Origin of the sequence: Serratia proteamaculans (assembly GCF_949794035.1) — a bacterium.
Lineage (GTDB): Bacteria > Pseudomonadota > Gammaproteobacteria > Enterobacterales > Enterobacteriaceae > Serratia > Serratia proteamaculans.
Genome location: NZ_OX461105.1, coordinates 285,851 through 302,918, shown reverse-complemented (window position 1 = coordinate 302,918; position 17,068 = coordinate 285,851). Strand labels below are relative to the sequence as shown.

12 protein-coding genes are annotated in these 17,068 nt (G+C 54.5%); 6 read left to right on the top strand and 6 right to left on the bottom strand.

Translation table 11 applies throughout. The features are described from left to right. The first annotated feature begins 85 nt into the window (after positions 1-85). The 6 genes from thiC to thiH are packed head-to-tail and all read left to right on the top strand — an operon-like array spanning position 86 to position 5,525. Positions 86-2,029: a phosphomethylpyrimidine synthase ThiC gene (gene thiC, locus QOT07_RS01365; RefSeq protein ID WP_283602438.1), complete on the top strand. Its 1,944-nt coding sequence runs from the start codon at positions 86-88 to the stop codon at positions 2,027-2,029. Further along, positions 2,022-2,660 carry a thiamine phosphate synthase gene (thiE, locus tag QOT07_RS01360; protein ID WP_283602437.1) on the top strand — a complete coding sequence of 213 codons (639 nt, stop codon included), beginning with the start codon at positions 2,022-2,024 and terminating at the stop codon, positions 2,658-2,660. The genes thiC and thiE overlap by 8 nt, the downstream gene beginning before the upstream one ends. Before the next feature lie 4 nt (positions 2,661-2,664). Continuing rightward, positions 2,665-3,414: a HesA/MoeB/ThiF family protein gene (locus QOT07_RS01355; protein ID WP_207980135.1), complete on the top strand. Its 750-nt coding sequence runs from the start codon at positions 2,665-2,667 to the stop codon at positions 3,412-3,414. Beyond that, positions 3,411-3,611 (top strand): sulfur carrier protein ThiS, encoded by a 201-nt coding sequence (gene thiS, locus QOT07_RS01350; RefSeq protein WP_085118477.1) that lies wholly within the window; start codon positions 3,411-3,413, stop codon positions 3,609-3,611. Before QOT07_RS01355 ends, thiS begins: the two co-directional genes overlap by 4 nt. Before the next feature lies 1 nt (position 3,612). After that, a complete protein-coding gene (locus QOT07_RS01345) occupies positions 3,613-4,392 on the top strand; it encodes a thiazole synthase (protein WP_099064210.1) in 780 nt (259 codons plus the stop codon). Next, complete coding sequence (gene thiH, locus QOT07_RS01340; protein WP_207980139.1) at positions 4,392-5,525, top strand: 2-iminoacetate synthase ThiH; 1,134 nt, start codon at positions 4,392-4,394, stop codon at positions 5,523-5,525. The genes QOT07_RS01345 and thiH overlap by 1 nt, the downstream gene beginning before the upstream one ends. 348 nt (positions 5,526-5,873) lie before the next feature. On the opposite strand, the gene rpoC is transcribed toward thiH, so the two are convergent. The 6 genes from rpoC to rplK form a co-directional block, all read right to left on the bottom strand. Further along, positions 5,874-10,100 carry a DNA-directed RNA polymerase subunit beta' gene (gene rpoC, locus QOT07_RS01335; protein WP_099064212.1) on the bottom strand — a complete coding sequence of 1,409 codons (4,227 nt, stop codon included), beginning with the start codon at positions 10,098-10,100 and terminating at the stop codon, positions 5,874-5,876. A gap of 118 nt (positions 10,101-10,218) precedes the next feature. Further along, positions 10,219-14,247 carry a DNA-directed RNA polymerase subunit beta gene (rpoB, locus tag QOT07_RS01330; protein ID WP_099064213.1) on the bottom strand — a complete coding sequence of 1,343 codons (4,029 nt, stop codon included), beginning with the start codon at positions 14,245-14,247 and terminating at the stop codon, positions 10,219-10,221. Between the two features lie 335 nt (positions 14,248-14,582). Continuing rightward, entirely contained in the window at positions 14,583-14,948 is a 366-nt protein-coding gene (rplL, locus tag QOT07_RS01325; RefSeq protein ID WP_012004743.1) for a 50S ribosomal protein L7/L12, read from the bottom strand. A 62-nt stretch (positions 14,949-15,010) separates the two neighbouring features. Then, positions 15,011-15,508, bottom strand: a complete 498-nt coding sequence (gene rplJ / locus QOT07_RS01320; RefSeq protein ID WP_006323136.1) for a 50S ribosomal protein L10 — start codon at positions 15,506-15,508, stop codon at positions 15,011-15,013. A gap of 343 nt (positions 15,509-15,851) precedes the next feature. Next, on the bottom strand, positions 15,852-16,556 hold the full coding sequence (gene rplA, locus QOT07_RS01315) for a 50S ribosomal protein L1 (protein WP_112349313.1): 705 nt from the start codon (positions 16,554-16,556) through the stop codon (positions 15,852-15,854). 3 nt (positions 16,557-16,559) lie between these two features. Further along, on the bottom strand, positions 16,560-16,988 hold the full coding sequence (rplK, locus tag QOT07_RS01310; RefSeq protein ID WP_006323135.1) for a 50S ribosomal protein L11: 429 nt from the start codon (positions 16,986-16,988) through the stop codon (positions 16,560-16,562). Positions 16,989-17,068 lie beyond the last annotated feature (80 nt).

Below are 17,068 nucleotides of genomic sequence, written 5' to 3'. Positions count from 1 at the left end.
TCCCGCCTTCCCGGCCAGCATTATTACTCCCTCCGAGCTCCAGACAAGCAACTTTCCCAACCCAACACACTGGTAGGAACTTGCTATGTCTAACGTTAAAAAACCCCGTGCCCGTAAAGAGCAACGCGAAGAAGCCCAGCAGTTTATCGACACCCTGCAAGGGGTCTCCTTCCCCAATTCACGCCGTATCTATCTGCAAGGCTCACGTAGCGATCTGCAGGTGCCCATGCGTGAAATTCAGCTCAGCCCGACGCTGATCGGCGGTGAGAAGGACAACCCGCAGTACGAGCAGAACGAAGCCATCCCGGTGTATGACACTGCCGGTCCTTACGGCGATCCTCAATCCGAACTCAACGTGCACACCGGTTTGGCGAAGTTACGCGCGTGTTGGATCACCGAACGCGGTGACACCGAAGCCCTCAAGGGCGTCAGTTCTGGTTTTACCCAGCAGCGCCTGGCCGATGAAGGCCTGGATCACCTGCGCTTTGAACATCTGCCGTTGCCGCGCAAGGCGCAACCGGGCAAATGCGTCACCCAGTTGCACTACGCCCGCGTCGGTATCATTACCCCGGAGATGGAGTTTATCGCCATCCGCGAAAACATGGGTCGCGAACGCATCCGCGGTGAGGTGTTACGCCACCAGCATCCGGGACAAAGTTGGGGCGCCAACCTGCCGGAGAACATCACGCCGGAATTTGTCCGCCAGGAAGTGGCCGCCGGCCGCGCCATCATCCCTGCCAATATCAACCACCCGGAATCGGAGCCGATGATCATCGGCCGCAACTTCCTGGTGAAGGTTAACGCCAACATCGGCAACTCGGCGGTGACCTCTTCGATCGAGGAAGAAGTCGAGAAACTGGTGTGGTCCACCCGCTGGGGCGCGGATACGGTGATGGATCTTTCTACCGGCCGCTATATTCACGAAACCCGCGAATGGATCCTGCGTAACAGTCCGGTACCGATTGGTACGGTACCGATCTATCAGGCTCTGGAAAAGGTGAACGGCGTAGCAGAAAACCTCACCTGGGAAATGTTCCGCGATACGCTGCTGGAGCAAGCAGAACAAGGTGTTGACTACTTCACCATTCACGCCGGTGTACTGCTGCGTTACGTGCCGATGACCGCCAAACGCCTGACCGGCATCGTCTCCCGCGGCGGTTCGATCATGGCCAAGTGGTGCCTGTCGCATCATCAGGAAAACTTCCTTTACCAGCACTTCCGCGAAATCTGTGAGATTTGCGCCGCCTATGATGTCTCTCTGTCCCTCGGCGATGGCCTGCGTCCGGGCTCGATTCAGGACGCCAATGACGAGGCACAGTTCGCCGAACTGCACACCCTGGGTGAACTGACCAAAATTGCCTGGGAATATGATGTTCAGGTGATGATCGAAGGCCCCGGCCACGTACCGATGCAGATGATCCGCCGCAATATGACCGAGGAGCTGGAGCACTGTCACGAAGCGCCGTTCTATACCCTCGGCCCGCTGACCACCGATATCGCCCCGGGTTATGATCACTTTACCTCCGGCATCGGAGCCGCGATGATCGGCTGGTTCGGCTGCGCCATGCTGTGTTACGTCACGCCGAAGGAGCACCTCGGCCTGCCGAACAAAGAGGATGTCAAACAGGGACTGATCACCTACAAGATTGCCGCCCACGCTGCCGATCTGGCTAAAGGGCACCCCGGCGCGCAGATCCGCGATAACGCCATGTCCAAGGCGCGCTTCGAATTCCGCTGGGAAGACCAATTCAACCTGGCGCTCGATCCGGCCACCGCACGTGCTTATCACGACGAAACCCTGCCACAGGAGTCCGGCAAAATTGCCCACTTCTGCTCCATGTGCGGGCCAAAATTCTGCTCGATGAAAATTTCGCAAGAAGTTCGCGACTATGCCGCCGCGCAGGAAGCGGCCAAACCGATAGAAGTGCAGCTAACCGGCATGGAAAAGATGTCTGCCGAGTTCCGCTCACGCGGTAGTGAGCTGTACCACAGCGCCAGCAACCTGCAAGAGGAGCTGAGCAATGACTGATATCACCACGCCTTTCCCCGCGACTCCGTACAAGTTGGGGCTATACCCGGTGGTCGACAGCGTTGAATGGATTGCCCGCTTGCTGGAAGCAGGCGTCACCACAATTCAGTTGCGCATCAAGGATCGGCCGGATGAGCAGGTCGAAGATGACATTGCCGCGGCCATTGCCCTCGGCAAACAGTACGATGCCCGATTGTTTATCAATGACTACTGGCAACTGGCGATTAAACACGGTGCCTATGGCGTGCATCTCGGCCAGGAGGATTTGGCTACCACCGATCTGGCGGCGATTCACCGCGCCGGGCTGCGTTTGGGGGTTTCTACCCATGATGATAGCGAGCTGGCCCGCGCCATTGCGGTGAAACCTTCCTATATTGCACTGGGGCATATCTTCCCGACGCAAACCAAAGACATGCCTTCCGCCCCTCAGGGTCTGGTGGAGCTGAAACGTCATATTGCCGGATTGAGTGACTATCCGACGGTGGCGATCGGCGGGATCAGCATCGATCGCGTGGCGGCCGTGCTGGATTGTGGCGTCGGCAGCGTAGCCGTGGTCAGCGCCATTACCCAGGCTGAGGACTGGCGCGCAGCGACCGCACAACTGCTACAACTGATCGAAGGCAAGGAGTAATGCCATGTTGAACGATCAAGAGTTCCTGCGCTACAGCCGCCAGTTATTGCTGGAGGACATTGGCCCCGAAGGCCAGGAGAAGCTAAAACAGTCGACGGCGCTGATCGTCGGGTTGGGGGGATTAGGCTCCCCCGCCTCGCTCTATCTGGCCGCCGCCGGCGTCGGTACCTTGTTGCTGGCCGATGACGATACACTGCACCTCACTAATCTGCAGCGTCAAATCCTGTACCGCAGTTCCGACGTAACCCAAAGCAAAGCCGCCCTGGCACAGCGTCAATTACAGGCGCTAAACCCAATGGTGGAGTCCATCGCACTGGAGCAGCGTTTGCAGGGGGAAGTGTTGCAGCAGGCCGTTGAACGCGCCGATCTGATTTTAGACTGTAGCGATAACATGGAAACCCGTCATGCGGTAAACGCCGCCTGTATCAAGGCCGGTAAACCGCTGATCAGCGGCAGTGCGGTAGGTTTCAGTGGTCAGTTGCTGGTGATAGAACCTCCCTATGTCCACGGCTGCTACGCCTGTCTGTATCCGGAACAAACGGAACCCCAGCGCAATTGCCGTACCGCTGGCGTCCTTGGCCCAGTGGTCGGCGTCATTGGCACGCTGCAAGCGCTGGAGGCGATAAAAATGCTGGCGGGCCTGCCTTCTTCCCTCAGCGGCAAACTGCGGTTGTTCGACGGCAGACAACAAAGCTGGAGCACTTTGCAACTCAGTCAGGCCAGCTGCTGCGCGGCGTGCGGAGGCTCAGCATGAAGATCCGGCTTAATGACCAACCGCTGGAGCTGGCGCAACCGCTGAGCGTCACCGCCCTGCTCGAGCAATTGCAGCGCCACCAGCCGGGCACCGCGCTGGCTATCAACCAAACCATCATCCCGCGCGCCGACTGGGCTAACCACCTGGTGCAAGACGGTGATGACATTCTGTTGTTTCAAGCGATCGCCGGAGGCTGACATGCTGCAAATCGCCGATACCACTTTTACCTCACGCCTGTTTACCGGCACCGGCAAATTTGCCACGCCGACGCTGATGCTGGATGCCCTGCAGGCCTCGGGCTCGCAGTTAGTCACCATGGCCATGAAACGTGTTGATCTGCGTGGCGGTAATGACGCCATTCTGGCGCCGCTGCAACAGCTGGGCGTACGCCTGCTGCCGAATACCTCCGGTGCGAAGACCGCCGCAGAAGCGGTGTTTGCCGCCCGACTGGCGCGTGAAGCGCTTGGCACCCACTGGGTGAAGCTGGAAATCCATCCCGATGTGAAATACCTGCTGCCGGACCCGATTGAAACCCTGAAGGCGGCGGAAACGCTGGTAAAAGAGGGGTTTGTGGTACTGCCTTACTGCGGTGCCGATCCGGTGTTGTGTAAACGGTTGGAGGAAGCAGGCTGCGCCGCGGTTATGCCGCTGGGTGCGCCTATTGGTTCCAACCGTGGGCTGCGCACCCGCGACTTTCTCGAGATTATTATCGAGCAAGCCAGGGTACCGGTAGTGATCGACGCCGGTATTGGTGCGCCAAGTCATGCCTTAGAGGCTATGGAACTGGGTGCCGATGCGGTGCTGGTGAATACCGCTATCGCCGTGGCGCGCGATCCGGTGCAGATGGCGCGGGCGTTTCGTCTGGCGCTGGAAGCCGGTGAGCTGGCACGCCAGGCCGGATTGGGCAGTAGCCAGCGCAATGCCATAGCCTCCAGCCCGCTGACCGCTTTTCTCAGCCAGAGCGAGGAGATGTTGTGATGGCCGATGATTTCAGTAGCCGCTGGCAGCAGTTGGATTGGGACGATATCTCGCTGCGTATTAACAGCAAGACGGCACGTGATGTCGAGCACGCGCTGAATGCGGAAAAACTGACGCGTGAAGATTTTATGGCGCTGATCTCCCCTGCCGCCGCGTCCTACCTTGAGCCATTGGCACAGCGTGCACAGCAGTTGACGCGCCAACGCTTTGGCAACGTGGTCAGCTTCTACGTGCCGCTGTACCTGTCCAACCTGTGCGCCAACGACTGTACCTACTGCGGTTTTTCGATGAGCAATCGCATCAAGCGTAAAACCCTGGATGCCGCCGAGATCGAACGCGAGTGTCTGGCAATTAAGGCACTGGGTTTTGAGCACTTGCTGTTGGTCACCGGCGAACACCAGACCAAGGTTGGCATGGACTATTTCCGACAGCATATTCCAGCGATCCGCCGCCATTTCAGCTCGCTGATGATGGAGGTGCAACCCCTGGAGCAGAAAGAGTACGCCGAACTGAAAGCGCTGGGATTGGATGGCGTGTTGGTGTATCAGGAAACCTATCACCCCGCCACTTACCTGCAGCATCATCTGCGCGGTCAGAAACAGGATTTTCATTGGCGACTGGCCACACCGGATCGCCTGGGTCGCGCCGGGATCGACAAGATCGGTCTTGGTGCACTGATTGGGCTTTCCAACAGTTGGCGTACCGACTGCTATATGTTGGCCGAACACCTGTTCTACCTGCAGCAGACCTACTGGCAAAGCCGCTATTCCATCTCGTTCCCGCGCCTGCGTCCCTGTGCCGGCGGTATCGAACCGGCGTCGATCATGAGCGAGCCGCAACTGGTGCAGTTAATCTGTGCTTTCCGGCTGTTCGCCCCCGATGTAGAGCTGTCTTTGTCGACGCGTGAATCACCGTTCTTCCGCGATCATATGATCCCGGTGGCGATCAACAGCGTCAGTGCCGGATCCAAAACCCAGCCTGGCGGTTATGCCGACGATGTCGCCCCTGAACTGGAACAGTTCGAACCGCACGATGGCCGTACCCCACAGCAGGTGGCGCAAGCCATCAGCGACGCCGGTTTACAGCCGGTGTGGAAAGACTGGGACGGATACCTGGGGCGCAGCCCGCAGTAATCTGCAAGCCTTGCAGCGTCGTTGAAAAAACCAGGGGAGCGCTGCGCAGAAGCTAGCGACGTGGCTGGCGGGGCAAATCAGCCCCGCTATAGTGGCGATGCTGGTTGCCAAACCCGGTGCCAGCCGGAGCCGTCACCTCCTCGACAGCTCCGCCTTACCCTCTCCCGGATCACGTCGGATTACCCTCCCGCGTGACTCCGGGTCCTCCCGCTGTTGATATCCGGCTAATCTGCTTTGTTGCCCCTGGACTGTTTAACGGTGTCATAAAGGCAAAAAAAAACCGCCCCCGAAGGAGCGGTTTATCTGGTCGGAGTCCGGTAATGCCGAACCCCAAGGCGCATTCAACGATTAATCGTTGTTGCCGCCACCCAGGTTGCCTGCATTCAGCAGTTCAGCCAGGTTAGCCGTTGCTTCTTCCGCGCTCACCTGCGGAACAACTGGCGTTTCACCCTGAGCTTTACGACGCATGCGGTCCTGATGATAAGCGTAACCGGTACCGGCTGGGATCAGACGGCCCACGATGACGTTCTCTTTCAGGCCACGCAGTTCATCACGCTTACCGGCAACAGCCGCTTCGGTCAGAACGCGCGTCGTTTCCTGGAACGATGCTGCGGAGATGAAGGACTCGGTCGCCAAGGAAGCCTTGGTGATACCCAGCAGATCGCGTGAGAAGGTTGCTTCGATTTTGCCTTCAGCAGCAAGCTGACGGTTGGCAATCTTAACGCGTGACACTTCAGCCTGCTCGCCTTCCAGGAACTCGGTGCTACCAGCGCTAACGATGGTCCCTTTACGCAGCATCTGACGAACGATAACTTCAATGTGTTTATCGTTAATCTTAACGCCTTGCAGACGGTAAACTTCCTGCACTTCGTTGGTGATGTAGCGAGTAACCGCATGCACACCACGCAGACGCAGAATGTCGTGCGGAGATTCTGGGCCGTCAGAAACAACGTCACCACGCTCCACAACTTCGCCTTCGAACACGTTGAGCTGACGCCATTTTGGAATCATCTCTTCGTAAGCATCGCTGCCGTCCAGTGGAGAGATTACCAGGCGACGTTTGCCTTTGGTCTCTTTACCGAACGAGATAATCCCGCTGATTTCAGCCAGGATTGCCGGCTCTTTCGGACGACGTGCTTCGAACAGATCCGCAACGCGTGGCAGACCACCGGTAATATCCTTGGTACCGCCGGATTCCTGAGGAATACGCGCCAGGGTATCACCCGCACCGATCTGAATGCCGTCTTCCAGCTGTACAATCGCTTTACCTGGCAGGAAGTATTGAGCAGGCATATCAGTACCTGGGATCAATACGTCGTCGCCTTTGGCATCAACGATTTTCAGTGCCGGACGCAGGTCTTTACCGCTACCGGTACGCTCTGCGCTGTCCAGTACTACCAGAGAAGACAAACCGGTCAGTTCGTCGGTCTGGCGGGTAATGGTCTGGCCGTCAACCATATCAGCGAAGCGGATGAAACCACTCACTTCGGTGATAACTGGCATGGTGTGCGGATCCCAGTTAGCAACGGTTTCGCCGCCGTTAACTTCGATGCCGTCGCCTTTGCCCATGACGGAACCGTAAGGCACTTTATAGCGCTCTTTAGTACGGCCGAATTCGTCGATCAGCTTCAGTTCGGTGTTACGAGAGGTAATCACCAGCTTGCCTGCGGCGTTCATTACGAACTTCACATTGCTCAGCTTCAGAGTACCCTTGTTTTTCACCTGGATGCTGGATTCAGCAGCCGCACGAGATGCCGCACCACCGATGTGGAACGTACGCATCGTCAGCTGTGTACCCGGCTCACCGATTGACTGTGCCGCGATAACGCCGATAGCTTCGCCTTTGTTGATGATGTGACCACGTGCCAGGTCGCGACCATAGCAGTTTGCACACACACCAAAATCGGTTTCACAGCTAACCACGGAACGGACTTTAACGCTGTCGACAGAGTTCTCTTCCAACAGGTCACAAGTCTTCTCGTGCAGCAGGGTGTTACGTGGCACCAGGATATCAGCCGTACCCGGCTTGATGATATCTTCTGCTGTCACACGACCCAGAACACGTTCGCGCAGTGGCTCTTTAACGTCACCACCTTCGATAACCGGAGTCATCAGGATGCCGTTGTGAGTACCACAGTCGTCTTCGGTAACCACCAGATCCTGTGCCACGTCAACCAGACGACGGGTCAGATAACCGGAGTTAGCCGTTTTCAGTGCGGTATCCGCCAGACCTTTACGAGCACCGTGCGTGGAGATGAAGTACTGGAGTACGTTCAGACCTTCACGGAAGTTCGCTGTGATTGGCGTTTCAATGATGGAACCATCCGGCTTAGCCATCAGGCCACGCATACCGGCCAGCTGACGAATCTGTGCTGCAGAACCACGCGCACCGGAGTCGGCCATCATAAAGATACTGTTGAAGGAAACCTGCTGTTCAACAACACCGTCACGGTTGACGACGTCTTCAACAGACAAGTTTTCCATCATCGCCTTGGCAACACGTTCGTTCGCTGCGGCCCAGATATCGATCACTTTGTTGTAGCGTTCGCCGGCGGTCACCAAACCAGACTGGAACTGCTCCTGGATTTCAGCAACTTCGGTTTCTGCTTCTTCGATGATCTCTGCTTTCTTGGCAGGGATTACCATGTCATCGATACCTACTGACGCGCCTGAACGGGCAGCGTAAGCAAAACCGGTGTACATGATCTGGTCAGCAAAGATAACGGTCGGCTTCAGGCCCAGGATGCGGTAACAGGTGTTCAGCATCTTGGAGATAGCTTTCTTGCCCAAAGGCTGGTTAACGATCGAGTACGGCAGACCGCGCGGTACGATCATCCACAGGATGGCACGACCTACGGTAGTGTCGATGATCGAAGTCTGGTGTACAGACTCGCCTTCGGTGTTTTTGATCTCTTCGGTGATACGCACTTTGACACGCGCATGCAGAGAAGCCAGACCGGCGCGGTAAATACGTTCCGCTTCTTTCGGGCCACTCAACACCATGCCTTCGCCTTTGGCGTTAACACAGTCACGGGTCATGTAGTACAGACCCAATACAACGTCCTGAGAAGGAACGATGATTGGCTCGCCGTTCGCAGGTGACAGGATGTTGTTGGTAGACATCATCAGCGCACGCGCTTCCAGCTGAGCTTCAAGCGTCAGCGGAACGTGTACTGCCATCTGGTCACCATCGAAGTCGGCGTTGTATGCCGCACAAACCAGCGGGTGCAGCTGGATAGCTTTACCTTCGATCAGAACCGGTTCAAACGCCTGGATACCCAAACGGTGCAGGGTTGGTGCACGGTTCAGCAGTACCGGGTGTTCGCGGATAACTTCGTCCAGGATGTCCCAAACGACAGCTTCTTCGCGCTCAACCATTTTCTTGGCGGCTTTGATGGTGGTGGCCAGGCCACGCAGCTCCAGCTTGCCGTAGATGAACGGTTTGAACAGCTCCAGTGCCATTTTCTTAGGCAGACCGCACTGATGCAGACGCAGGTATGGACCTACGGTGATTACAGAACGACCAGAGTAGTCAACACGTTTACCCAACAAGTTCTGACGGAAACGACCCTGCTTACCTTTGATCATGTCGGCCAAAGATTTCAGAGGACGCTTGTTGGAACCGGTGATCGCACGACCGCGACGGCCGTTATCCAGCAAGGCATCTACCGCTTCTTGCAGCATACGCTTTTCGTTGCGCACGATGATGTCAGGCGCAGCCAGATCCAGCAGGCGTTTCAGACGGTTGTTACGGTTGATTACACGGCGATACAGATCGTTCAGATCTGAAGTCGCGAAACGACCGCCATCCAACGGAACCAGCGGACGCAGATCCGGCGGCAGTACCGGCAGCACGGTCAGGATCATCCACTCTGGCTTGTTGCCAGACTGTACGAACGCTTCCAGCAGCTTGATACGCTTGGTCAGCTTCTTACGCTTGGTTTCGGAGTTGGTTTCGTTCAGCTCTTCACGCAGAGTTTCACACTCTTGCTCCAGATCCATGTTTTTCAACAGGGCCTGAATAGCTTCCGCACCCATCTTGGCGTCGAATTCGTCACCGAACTCTTCCAGCGCATCCAGATACTGCTCTTCAGTCAGGATCTGACGACGCTCGAGGTTAGTCATACCGCCTTCGATAACCACATAGGATTCGAAGTACAGTACACGTTCGATGTCACGCAGCGGCATATCCAGCAACAAACCGATGCGGGATGGCAGCGATTTCAGGAACCAGATGTGCGCAGTCGGTGATGCCAGCTCGATGTGGCCCATACGCTCACGGCGTACTTTGGTCTGGGTCACTTCAACGCCGCACTTCTCACAGATTACGCCGCGGTGTTTTAAGCGCTTGTACTTACCGCACAGGCACTCATAGTCTTTTACCGGCCCAAAGATACGGGCGCAGAAAAGGCCGTCACGTTCTGGTTTGAACGTACGGTAGTTAATGGTTTCCGGCTTCTTAACTTCGCCGAACGACCACGAACGGATCATGTCTGGCGATGCCAGAGCAATCTTGATCGCATCAAACTCTTCGGTCTTAGTTTGCGCTTTCAGAAACTTTAATAAGTCTTTCACGGATTGGCTCCTGTCGGAGTTAAACCTGTTGGGTGCACGCTGACAAATCGCGCACCCGTGTGACCTGAACAACCACCCTCAGGCTCCCTAAGGTCGGGAGCCTGAGCTGGAAAAACGATTAATCGCCTTCCAGTTCGATGTTAATACCGAGCGAGCGGATTTCTTTCAACAGTACGTTGAAGGACTCCGGCATGCCTGGTTCCATGCGGTGATCGCCATCCACGATGTTTTTGTACATCTTGGTACGGCCGTTAACGTCATCCGACTTAACGGTGAGCATTTCCTGCAGGGTATAAGCTGCGCCGTATGCTTCCAGTGCCCACACTTCCATCTCACCGAAGCGTTGACCACCGAACTGCGCCTTACCACCCAGCGGCTGCTGAGTAACCAAGCTGTAAGAACCGGTTGAACGGGCGTGCATTTTATCGTCAACCAAGTGGTTCAGTTTCAGCATGTACATATAGCCTACGGTAACCTGGCGCTCAAATTGCTCACCGGTACGGCCATCGAACAGCGTAATCTGACCCGAGGTTGGGACCCCGCCCATTTCCAGCAGTTGCTTGATTTCACTCTCTTTCGCACCATCAAACACCGGCGTTGCGATTGGCATACCTTTTTTCAGGTTCTCTGCCAGACGCAGTACTTCGTCGTCGGTGAAGGTGTTCAGGTCAACTTTCTGGCAGACATCGTCGCCCAGATCGTAGGCCTTCTGAATGAACTCACGCAGCTTGGCCACTTCCTGATGCTGCTTCAGCATTTGGTTGATCTTCTCACCAATGCCTTTCGCAGCCATACCCAAGTGGGTTTCCAGGATCTGACCGATGTTCATACGTGATGGTACGCCCAACGGGTTCAGTACGATGTCAACCGGCGTGCCGTTTTCATCGTAAGGCATATCTTCGATCGGGTTGATCTTGGAGATAACACCCTTGTTACCGTGGCGGCCTGCCATCTTGTCACCCGGTTGGATCTGACGCTTAACAGCCAGATAAACCTTAACGATTTTCAGCACGCCTGGTGCCAGATCATCGCCCTGGGTGATCTTACGACGCTTGGCGTCCATCTTCTTCTCGAAGTCGGATTTCAGCTCGTCGTACTGCTCTGCCAACTGTTCCAGCTGGTTTTGCTTCTCTTCGTCGGTCAGGCCCAATTCCAGCCAGCGATCGCGTGGCAGCTTGCTCAGCTTTTCAGCTTCAACACCGCCGGCAACCAGCACCGCATGGATACGTGCAAACAGACCGGCTTCCAGGATTTGCAGTTCTTCAGTCAGGTCTTTTTTCGCCTGCTTCAGCTGCATCTCTTCGATTTCCAACGCACGCTTGTCTTTTTCCACGCCATCGCGGGTGAAGACCTGCACGTCAATAATCGTACCGGAAACGCCGTTTGGTACACGCAGAGAGGAATCTTTAACATCAGATGCCTTCTCACCGAAGATCGCACGCAGCAGCTTCTCCTCTGGCGTCAGCTGGGTTTCACCTTTTGGTGTTACCTTGCCAACCAGAATGTCGCCACCGGTCACTTCAGCACCGATATACACGATACCGGACTCATCCAGTTTGGAGAGCGCTGCTTCACCCACGTTAGGGATGTCGGCAGTGATCTCTTCAGGCCCCAACTTGGTGTCGCGAGACACACATGCCAGTTCCTGGATGTGGATGGTAGTGAAGCGATCTTCCTGAACTACACGCTCGGACACCAAGATGGAGTCTTCGAAGTTGTAGCCGTTCCACGGCATGAACGCCACGCGCATGTTCTGGCCCAACGCCAGTTCACCCAGGTCAGTGGACGGGCCATCTGCCAGCACGTCGCCGCGCTCGATTGGCTCACCCAGATTCACACACGGCATCTGGTTGATACAGGTGTTCTGGTTAGAACGGGTGTACTTGGTCAGGTTATAAATATCGATACCTGCTTCGCCCGCGAGCATCTCGTCTTCGTTAACTTTAATAACGATACGGGAAGCATCCACGTACTGGATCACACCGCCACGTCGAGCTACGGCAGTAACACCGGAGTCAACAGCTACAGCACGTTCCATACCGGTACCTACCAGCGGCTTATCAGCGCGCAAGGTTGGAACCGCCTGACGTTGCATGTTCGCACCCATCAATGCACGGTTGGCGTCATCGTGTTCCAGGAATGGAATCAGTGAAGCACCAACGGAAACAATCTGCTGGGTTGATACGTCCATATAGTCAACCTGGTCGCGGCTGAACAGGCTTGACTCGCCTTTGCTACGACAGGTGACCAGGTCTTCTTCGAAGCGGCCGTCTTCACTCAGGTTGGAGTTCGCCTGAGCGATTACGAAGTTGCCTTCTTCAATAGCAGACAGATAGTTGATTTCATCGGTAACCAAACCGTCACGCACGCGGCGGTACGGGGTTTCCAGGAAGCCATACTCGTTTGTCTGTGCGTACACGGACAAGGAGTTGATCAGACCGATGTTTGGACCTTCCGGCGTTTCGATTGGGCACACGCGACCGTAGTGAGTCGGGTGTACGTCTCGAACTTCAAAGCCGGCACGTTCACGGGTCAGACCGCCTGGGCCCAATGCAGAGATACGACGTTTGTGCGTAATCTCGGACAACGGGTTGTTCTGGTCCATAAACTGAGACAGCTGGCTGGAGCCGAAGAACTCTTTCACCGCCGCCGAAATCGGCTTGGCGTTGATCATGTCCTGTGGCATCAGGGTATCCAGATCGCCCAGGGACAGACGTTCTTTAACCGCACGCTCAACACGCACCAGACCTACACGGAACTGGTTCTCAGCCATTTCGCCGACGGAACGGATACGACGGTTGCCCAAGTGGTCGATATCGTCCACTTCGCCTTTACCGTTACGGATACCGATGAGCTTCTTCATCACTTCAATGATGTCGTCTTTGCTCAGGATACCCGAACCTTCGATCTCGTCACGCAGCAGAGAACGGTTGAACTTCATACGGCCAACCGCAGACAGATCGTAGCGGTCTTCAGAGAAGAACAGGTTCTCAAACAGGTTTTCAGCAGCTTCGCGAGTTGGCGGCTCACCAGGGCGCATCATGCGGTAGATTTCTACCAGCGCGCTCAAACGATCGCTAGTTGGATCGACACGTACAGTCTCAGAGATGTACGCACCGTGGTCCAGATCGTTGGTGAACAGCGTTTCGATACGCTTGTGGCCTGACTGGCTCAGTTTGGCCAGCAGATCCAGCGACAGCTCCATGTTGGCTGCGCAGATCAGCTCACCGGTATTGGTATCGATATAGTCCTTCGCGACCACTTTGCCCGCGATGTACTCAACCGGTACTTCAATACTCTGAATTTCGTCTTTTTCGAGCTGACGGATATGACGAGCGGTGATACGACGGCCTTTCTCAATGTAGATCTTGCCGTTGGCTTCGATATCAAACGAAGCAGTCTCACCACGCAGACGTTCTGGAACCAGCTCCATCTGCAGCTTGTTATCACGGATCTCGTAAACTACTTTCGCAAAGAACAGGTCAAGGATCTGCTCAGTGGTGAAGCTCAATGCACGCAGAATGATGGTCGCAGGCAATTTACGGCGACGGTCAATACGTACAAACAGGTTGTCTTTCGGGTCAAACTCGAAATCCAACCATGAACCGCGGTAAGGGATGATACGTGCGTTATACAGCACTTTACCCGAAGAGTGGGTTTTACCCTTATCGCTGTCAAAGAATACGCCAGGACTACGGTGAAGCTGAGATACGATAACCCTCTCAGTACCGTTGATCACAAAGGTGCCGTTTTCGGTCATGAGCGGAATTTCGCCCATATAGACTTCTTGTTCCTTGATGTCTTTGACCGTACCTTCCGGAGCTTCACGCTCATAGATTACCAGGCGCAGTTTTACGCGCAGCGGTGCAGAGAACGTCACACCACGGATCTGGCACTCTTTGACGTCGAAGACCGGCTCACCAAGACGGTAGCTAACGTATTGCAGCTCCGAATTGCCACTGTAGCTCTGGATTGGGAAAACAGAACGGAAGGCGGCTTCTAGGCCGTGCTGCCCTTCTGGATCTTGCTCGATAAACTTCTGGAACGAATCAAGCTGGATAGAAAGGAGATATGGTATGTCCAAAACTTGTGGACGCTTACCAAAATCCTTACGAATACGTTTTTTCTCGGTATAGGAGTAAACCATAGGGTTCCTCAGCTCGCTGGAAAGTCGAACCTATTTGTCCGTCCGGATATAAGGACGGTTCACGCAACACCATTTTGTCGACCGGAAAGCGGGAACACTCTCCGCAATACTCGTTTCTATCACGCTTAAATCATTTCGTTGCGGTGTGCGGCAGATTTTGCTGCGGCAGGGAAGGCAATATATTAAGTCGTCGATAGAAAGAAATATTGGGGTTAGCCAGTAGCCAAACAGTGTGAAACTCTACTGACGCCCTACAGCGCAAAAAGGCTGGTGACCAAAAAGTCACCAGCCATCAGTCTGTTAGTTAAAACAGACTGCACTCAGAAAGCAGTGGCTTATTTAACTTCAACTTCAGCGCCAGCTTCTTCCAGAGCTTTTTTCAGTGCTTCAGCGTCGTCTTTGCTGATGCCTTCTTTCAGTGCTGCTGGTGCAGACTCAACCAGGTCTTTAGCTTCTTTCAGACCCAGGCCAGTTGCGCCACGTACTGCTTTGATTACTGCAACTTTGTTCGCGCCGATACCTTTCAGTACAACGTCGAATTCAGTTTTTTCTTCAACAGCTTCAGCAGCAGCAGCAGGACCTGCAGCTACAGCAGCAGCAGAAACACCGAACTTCTCTTCCATAGCGGCGATCAGTTCAACGATTTCCATTACAGACAGAGCTGCAACGCCTTCGATAATTTGGTCTTTAGTGATAGACATAACAAAAGTTCCTAAAATTCAGAAATAGTTTAAATACGTAAGCAACGGATAAGAAAAAGGGCTTATGCCGCTTCTTTCTGATCGCGCAGTGCAGCCAGAGTGCGAACCAATTTGCCAGCAGCGGCTTCTTTCATGGTTGCCATCAGGCGTGCGATTGCTTCATCGTAAGTAGGCAGAGTTGCCAAGCGGTCAATTTGTGCCGCAGGGATCAGCTCACCTTCAAAGGCCGCAGCTTTAATCTCGAACTTTGCATTCGCTTTCGCGAAATCTTTGAACAGACGAGCAGCAGCGCCCGGGTGTTCATGAGAAAATGCAATCAAGGTAGGACCGACAAACGTGTCTTTCAGGCATTCGAATGGAGTGCCTTCAACTACGCGACGCATCAGGGTGTTACGAACAACACGCATGTAAACGCCAGCTTCACGACCTGCTTTACGCAGTTCAGTCATTTTATCAACGGTAACGCCACGGGAATCCGCAACAACCGCAGACAGCGCGCCTTTGGCTACTTCGTTGACTTCAGCAACAATCGCTTGTTTGTCTTGAAGATTTAATGCCATTAGCTTTTTGCTCCTGGATTTAGCCGGGGGAAATCCCCGGCACTCACATCACTCAACACCTTGTGATAAATCACGCAGTGAGAGCGTTCAAACACGGTGAGCAGAATCCAGCAAAGACTATTCTTTTATAAAAAGAAAAAAATTCTTTAGGCTCTGTCACCGTCTACGCAGGAAGGATTAAGTACCTTTCGATACACCTGCGGTCTTGGACGGAGGCCTGGATAGGCCAGGCTCCAACCGAAAAATCTTTGTCTCGCTGATGGCTATTGCCAATAGCAAAACCTTGGGGGATAAGATTCTAGACAAATCTTAACCCCAAGTCAAAGCGATAATCGCAGGGCGATTAGTTCGCTACAGCAGTCAGGCCGCTTTGATCGATAGCCAAACCAGCACCCATGGTGGTGGAGAGGCTAACTTTCTTGATGTACACGCCTTTAGCCTGGGATGGTTTTGCTTTTTTCAGCGCAACCAGCAGAGACTCGAGGTTTTCTTTCAGCTTGTCTGACTCGAAATCAACCTTACCGATAGTGGTATGGATGATGCCGTTTTTGTCGTTACGATAACGAACCTGACCTGCTTTAGCGTTTTTCACTGCTTCAGCAACGTTCGGAGTAACGGTACCCACTTTCGGGTTTGGCATCAGGCCACGTGGACCCAGGATCTGGCCCAGTTGACCAACAACGCGCATTGCATCCGGGGAAGCAATAACAACGTCGAAGTTCATTTCGCCTTTTTTGATCTGGTCTGCCAGATCTTCCATACCTACCAGCTCTGCGCCAGCAGCTTTAGCAGCTTCAGCGTTAGGGCCCTGGGCAAATACGGCAACGCGAACGGAACGACCGGTGCCGTTAGGCAGTACGGTAGCGCCACGAACGTTTTGGTCAGATTTACGAGCGTCGATGCCGAGGTTAACAGCAACGTCAACGCTTTCTACGAATTTAGCGGTGGCCAGCTCTTTCAGCAGAGCAACAGCTTCGGTGATGTCATACTGTTTAGTAGCATCAACTTTGTCACGGATCACGCGCATGCGCTTGGTCAGCTTAGCCATTTCTTAATCCTCCACTACCAGGCCCATGGAACGAGCGGTACCTTCGATGGAGCGAGTCATCGCTTCAACGTTAGAACCAGTCATGTCCGCAGCTTTGGTTTCTGCGATTTCACGTACCTGAGCACTAGTCACTTTACCTACTTTGTCTTTGTTCGGCTTGCCTGAACCAGACTTGATACCAGCCGCTTTTTTCAGCAGAACTGCTGCTGGCGGGGTTTTGGTAACGAAAGTGAAGGAGCGGTCAGAATAAACAGTAATAACAACCGGAATCGGCAGGCCTTTCTCAACGCTGTCAGTCTTAGCATTGAACGCCTTACAGAATTCCATGATGTTAACGCCTTGCTGACCCAGAGCTGGACCAACTGGCGGACTTGGGTTCGCCATACCGGCTGCAACTTGCAGCTTAACGTAGGCTTGTACTTTCTTGGCCATTTACAATTCCTCGGTTTGGGTAATAACGCCTCGTAAGAGGCTCCCCGTGTTTCACCTCGCTCAACGAGCAAGGCCTATAA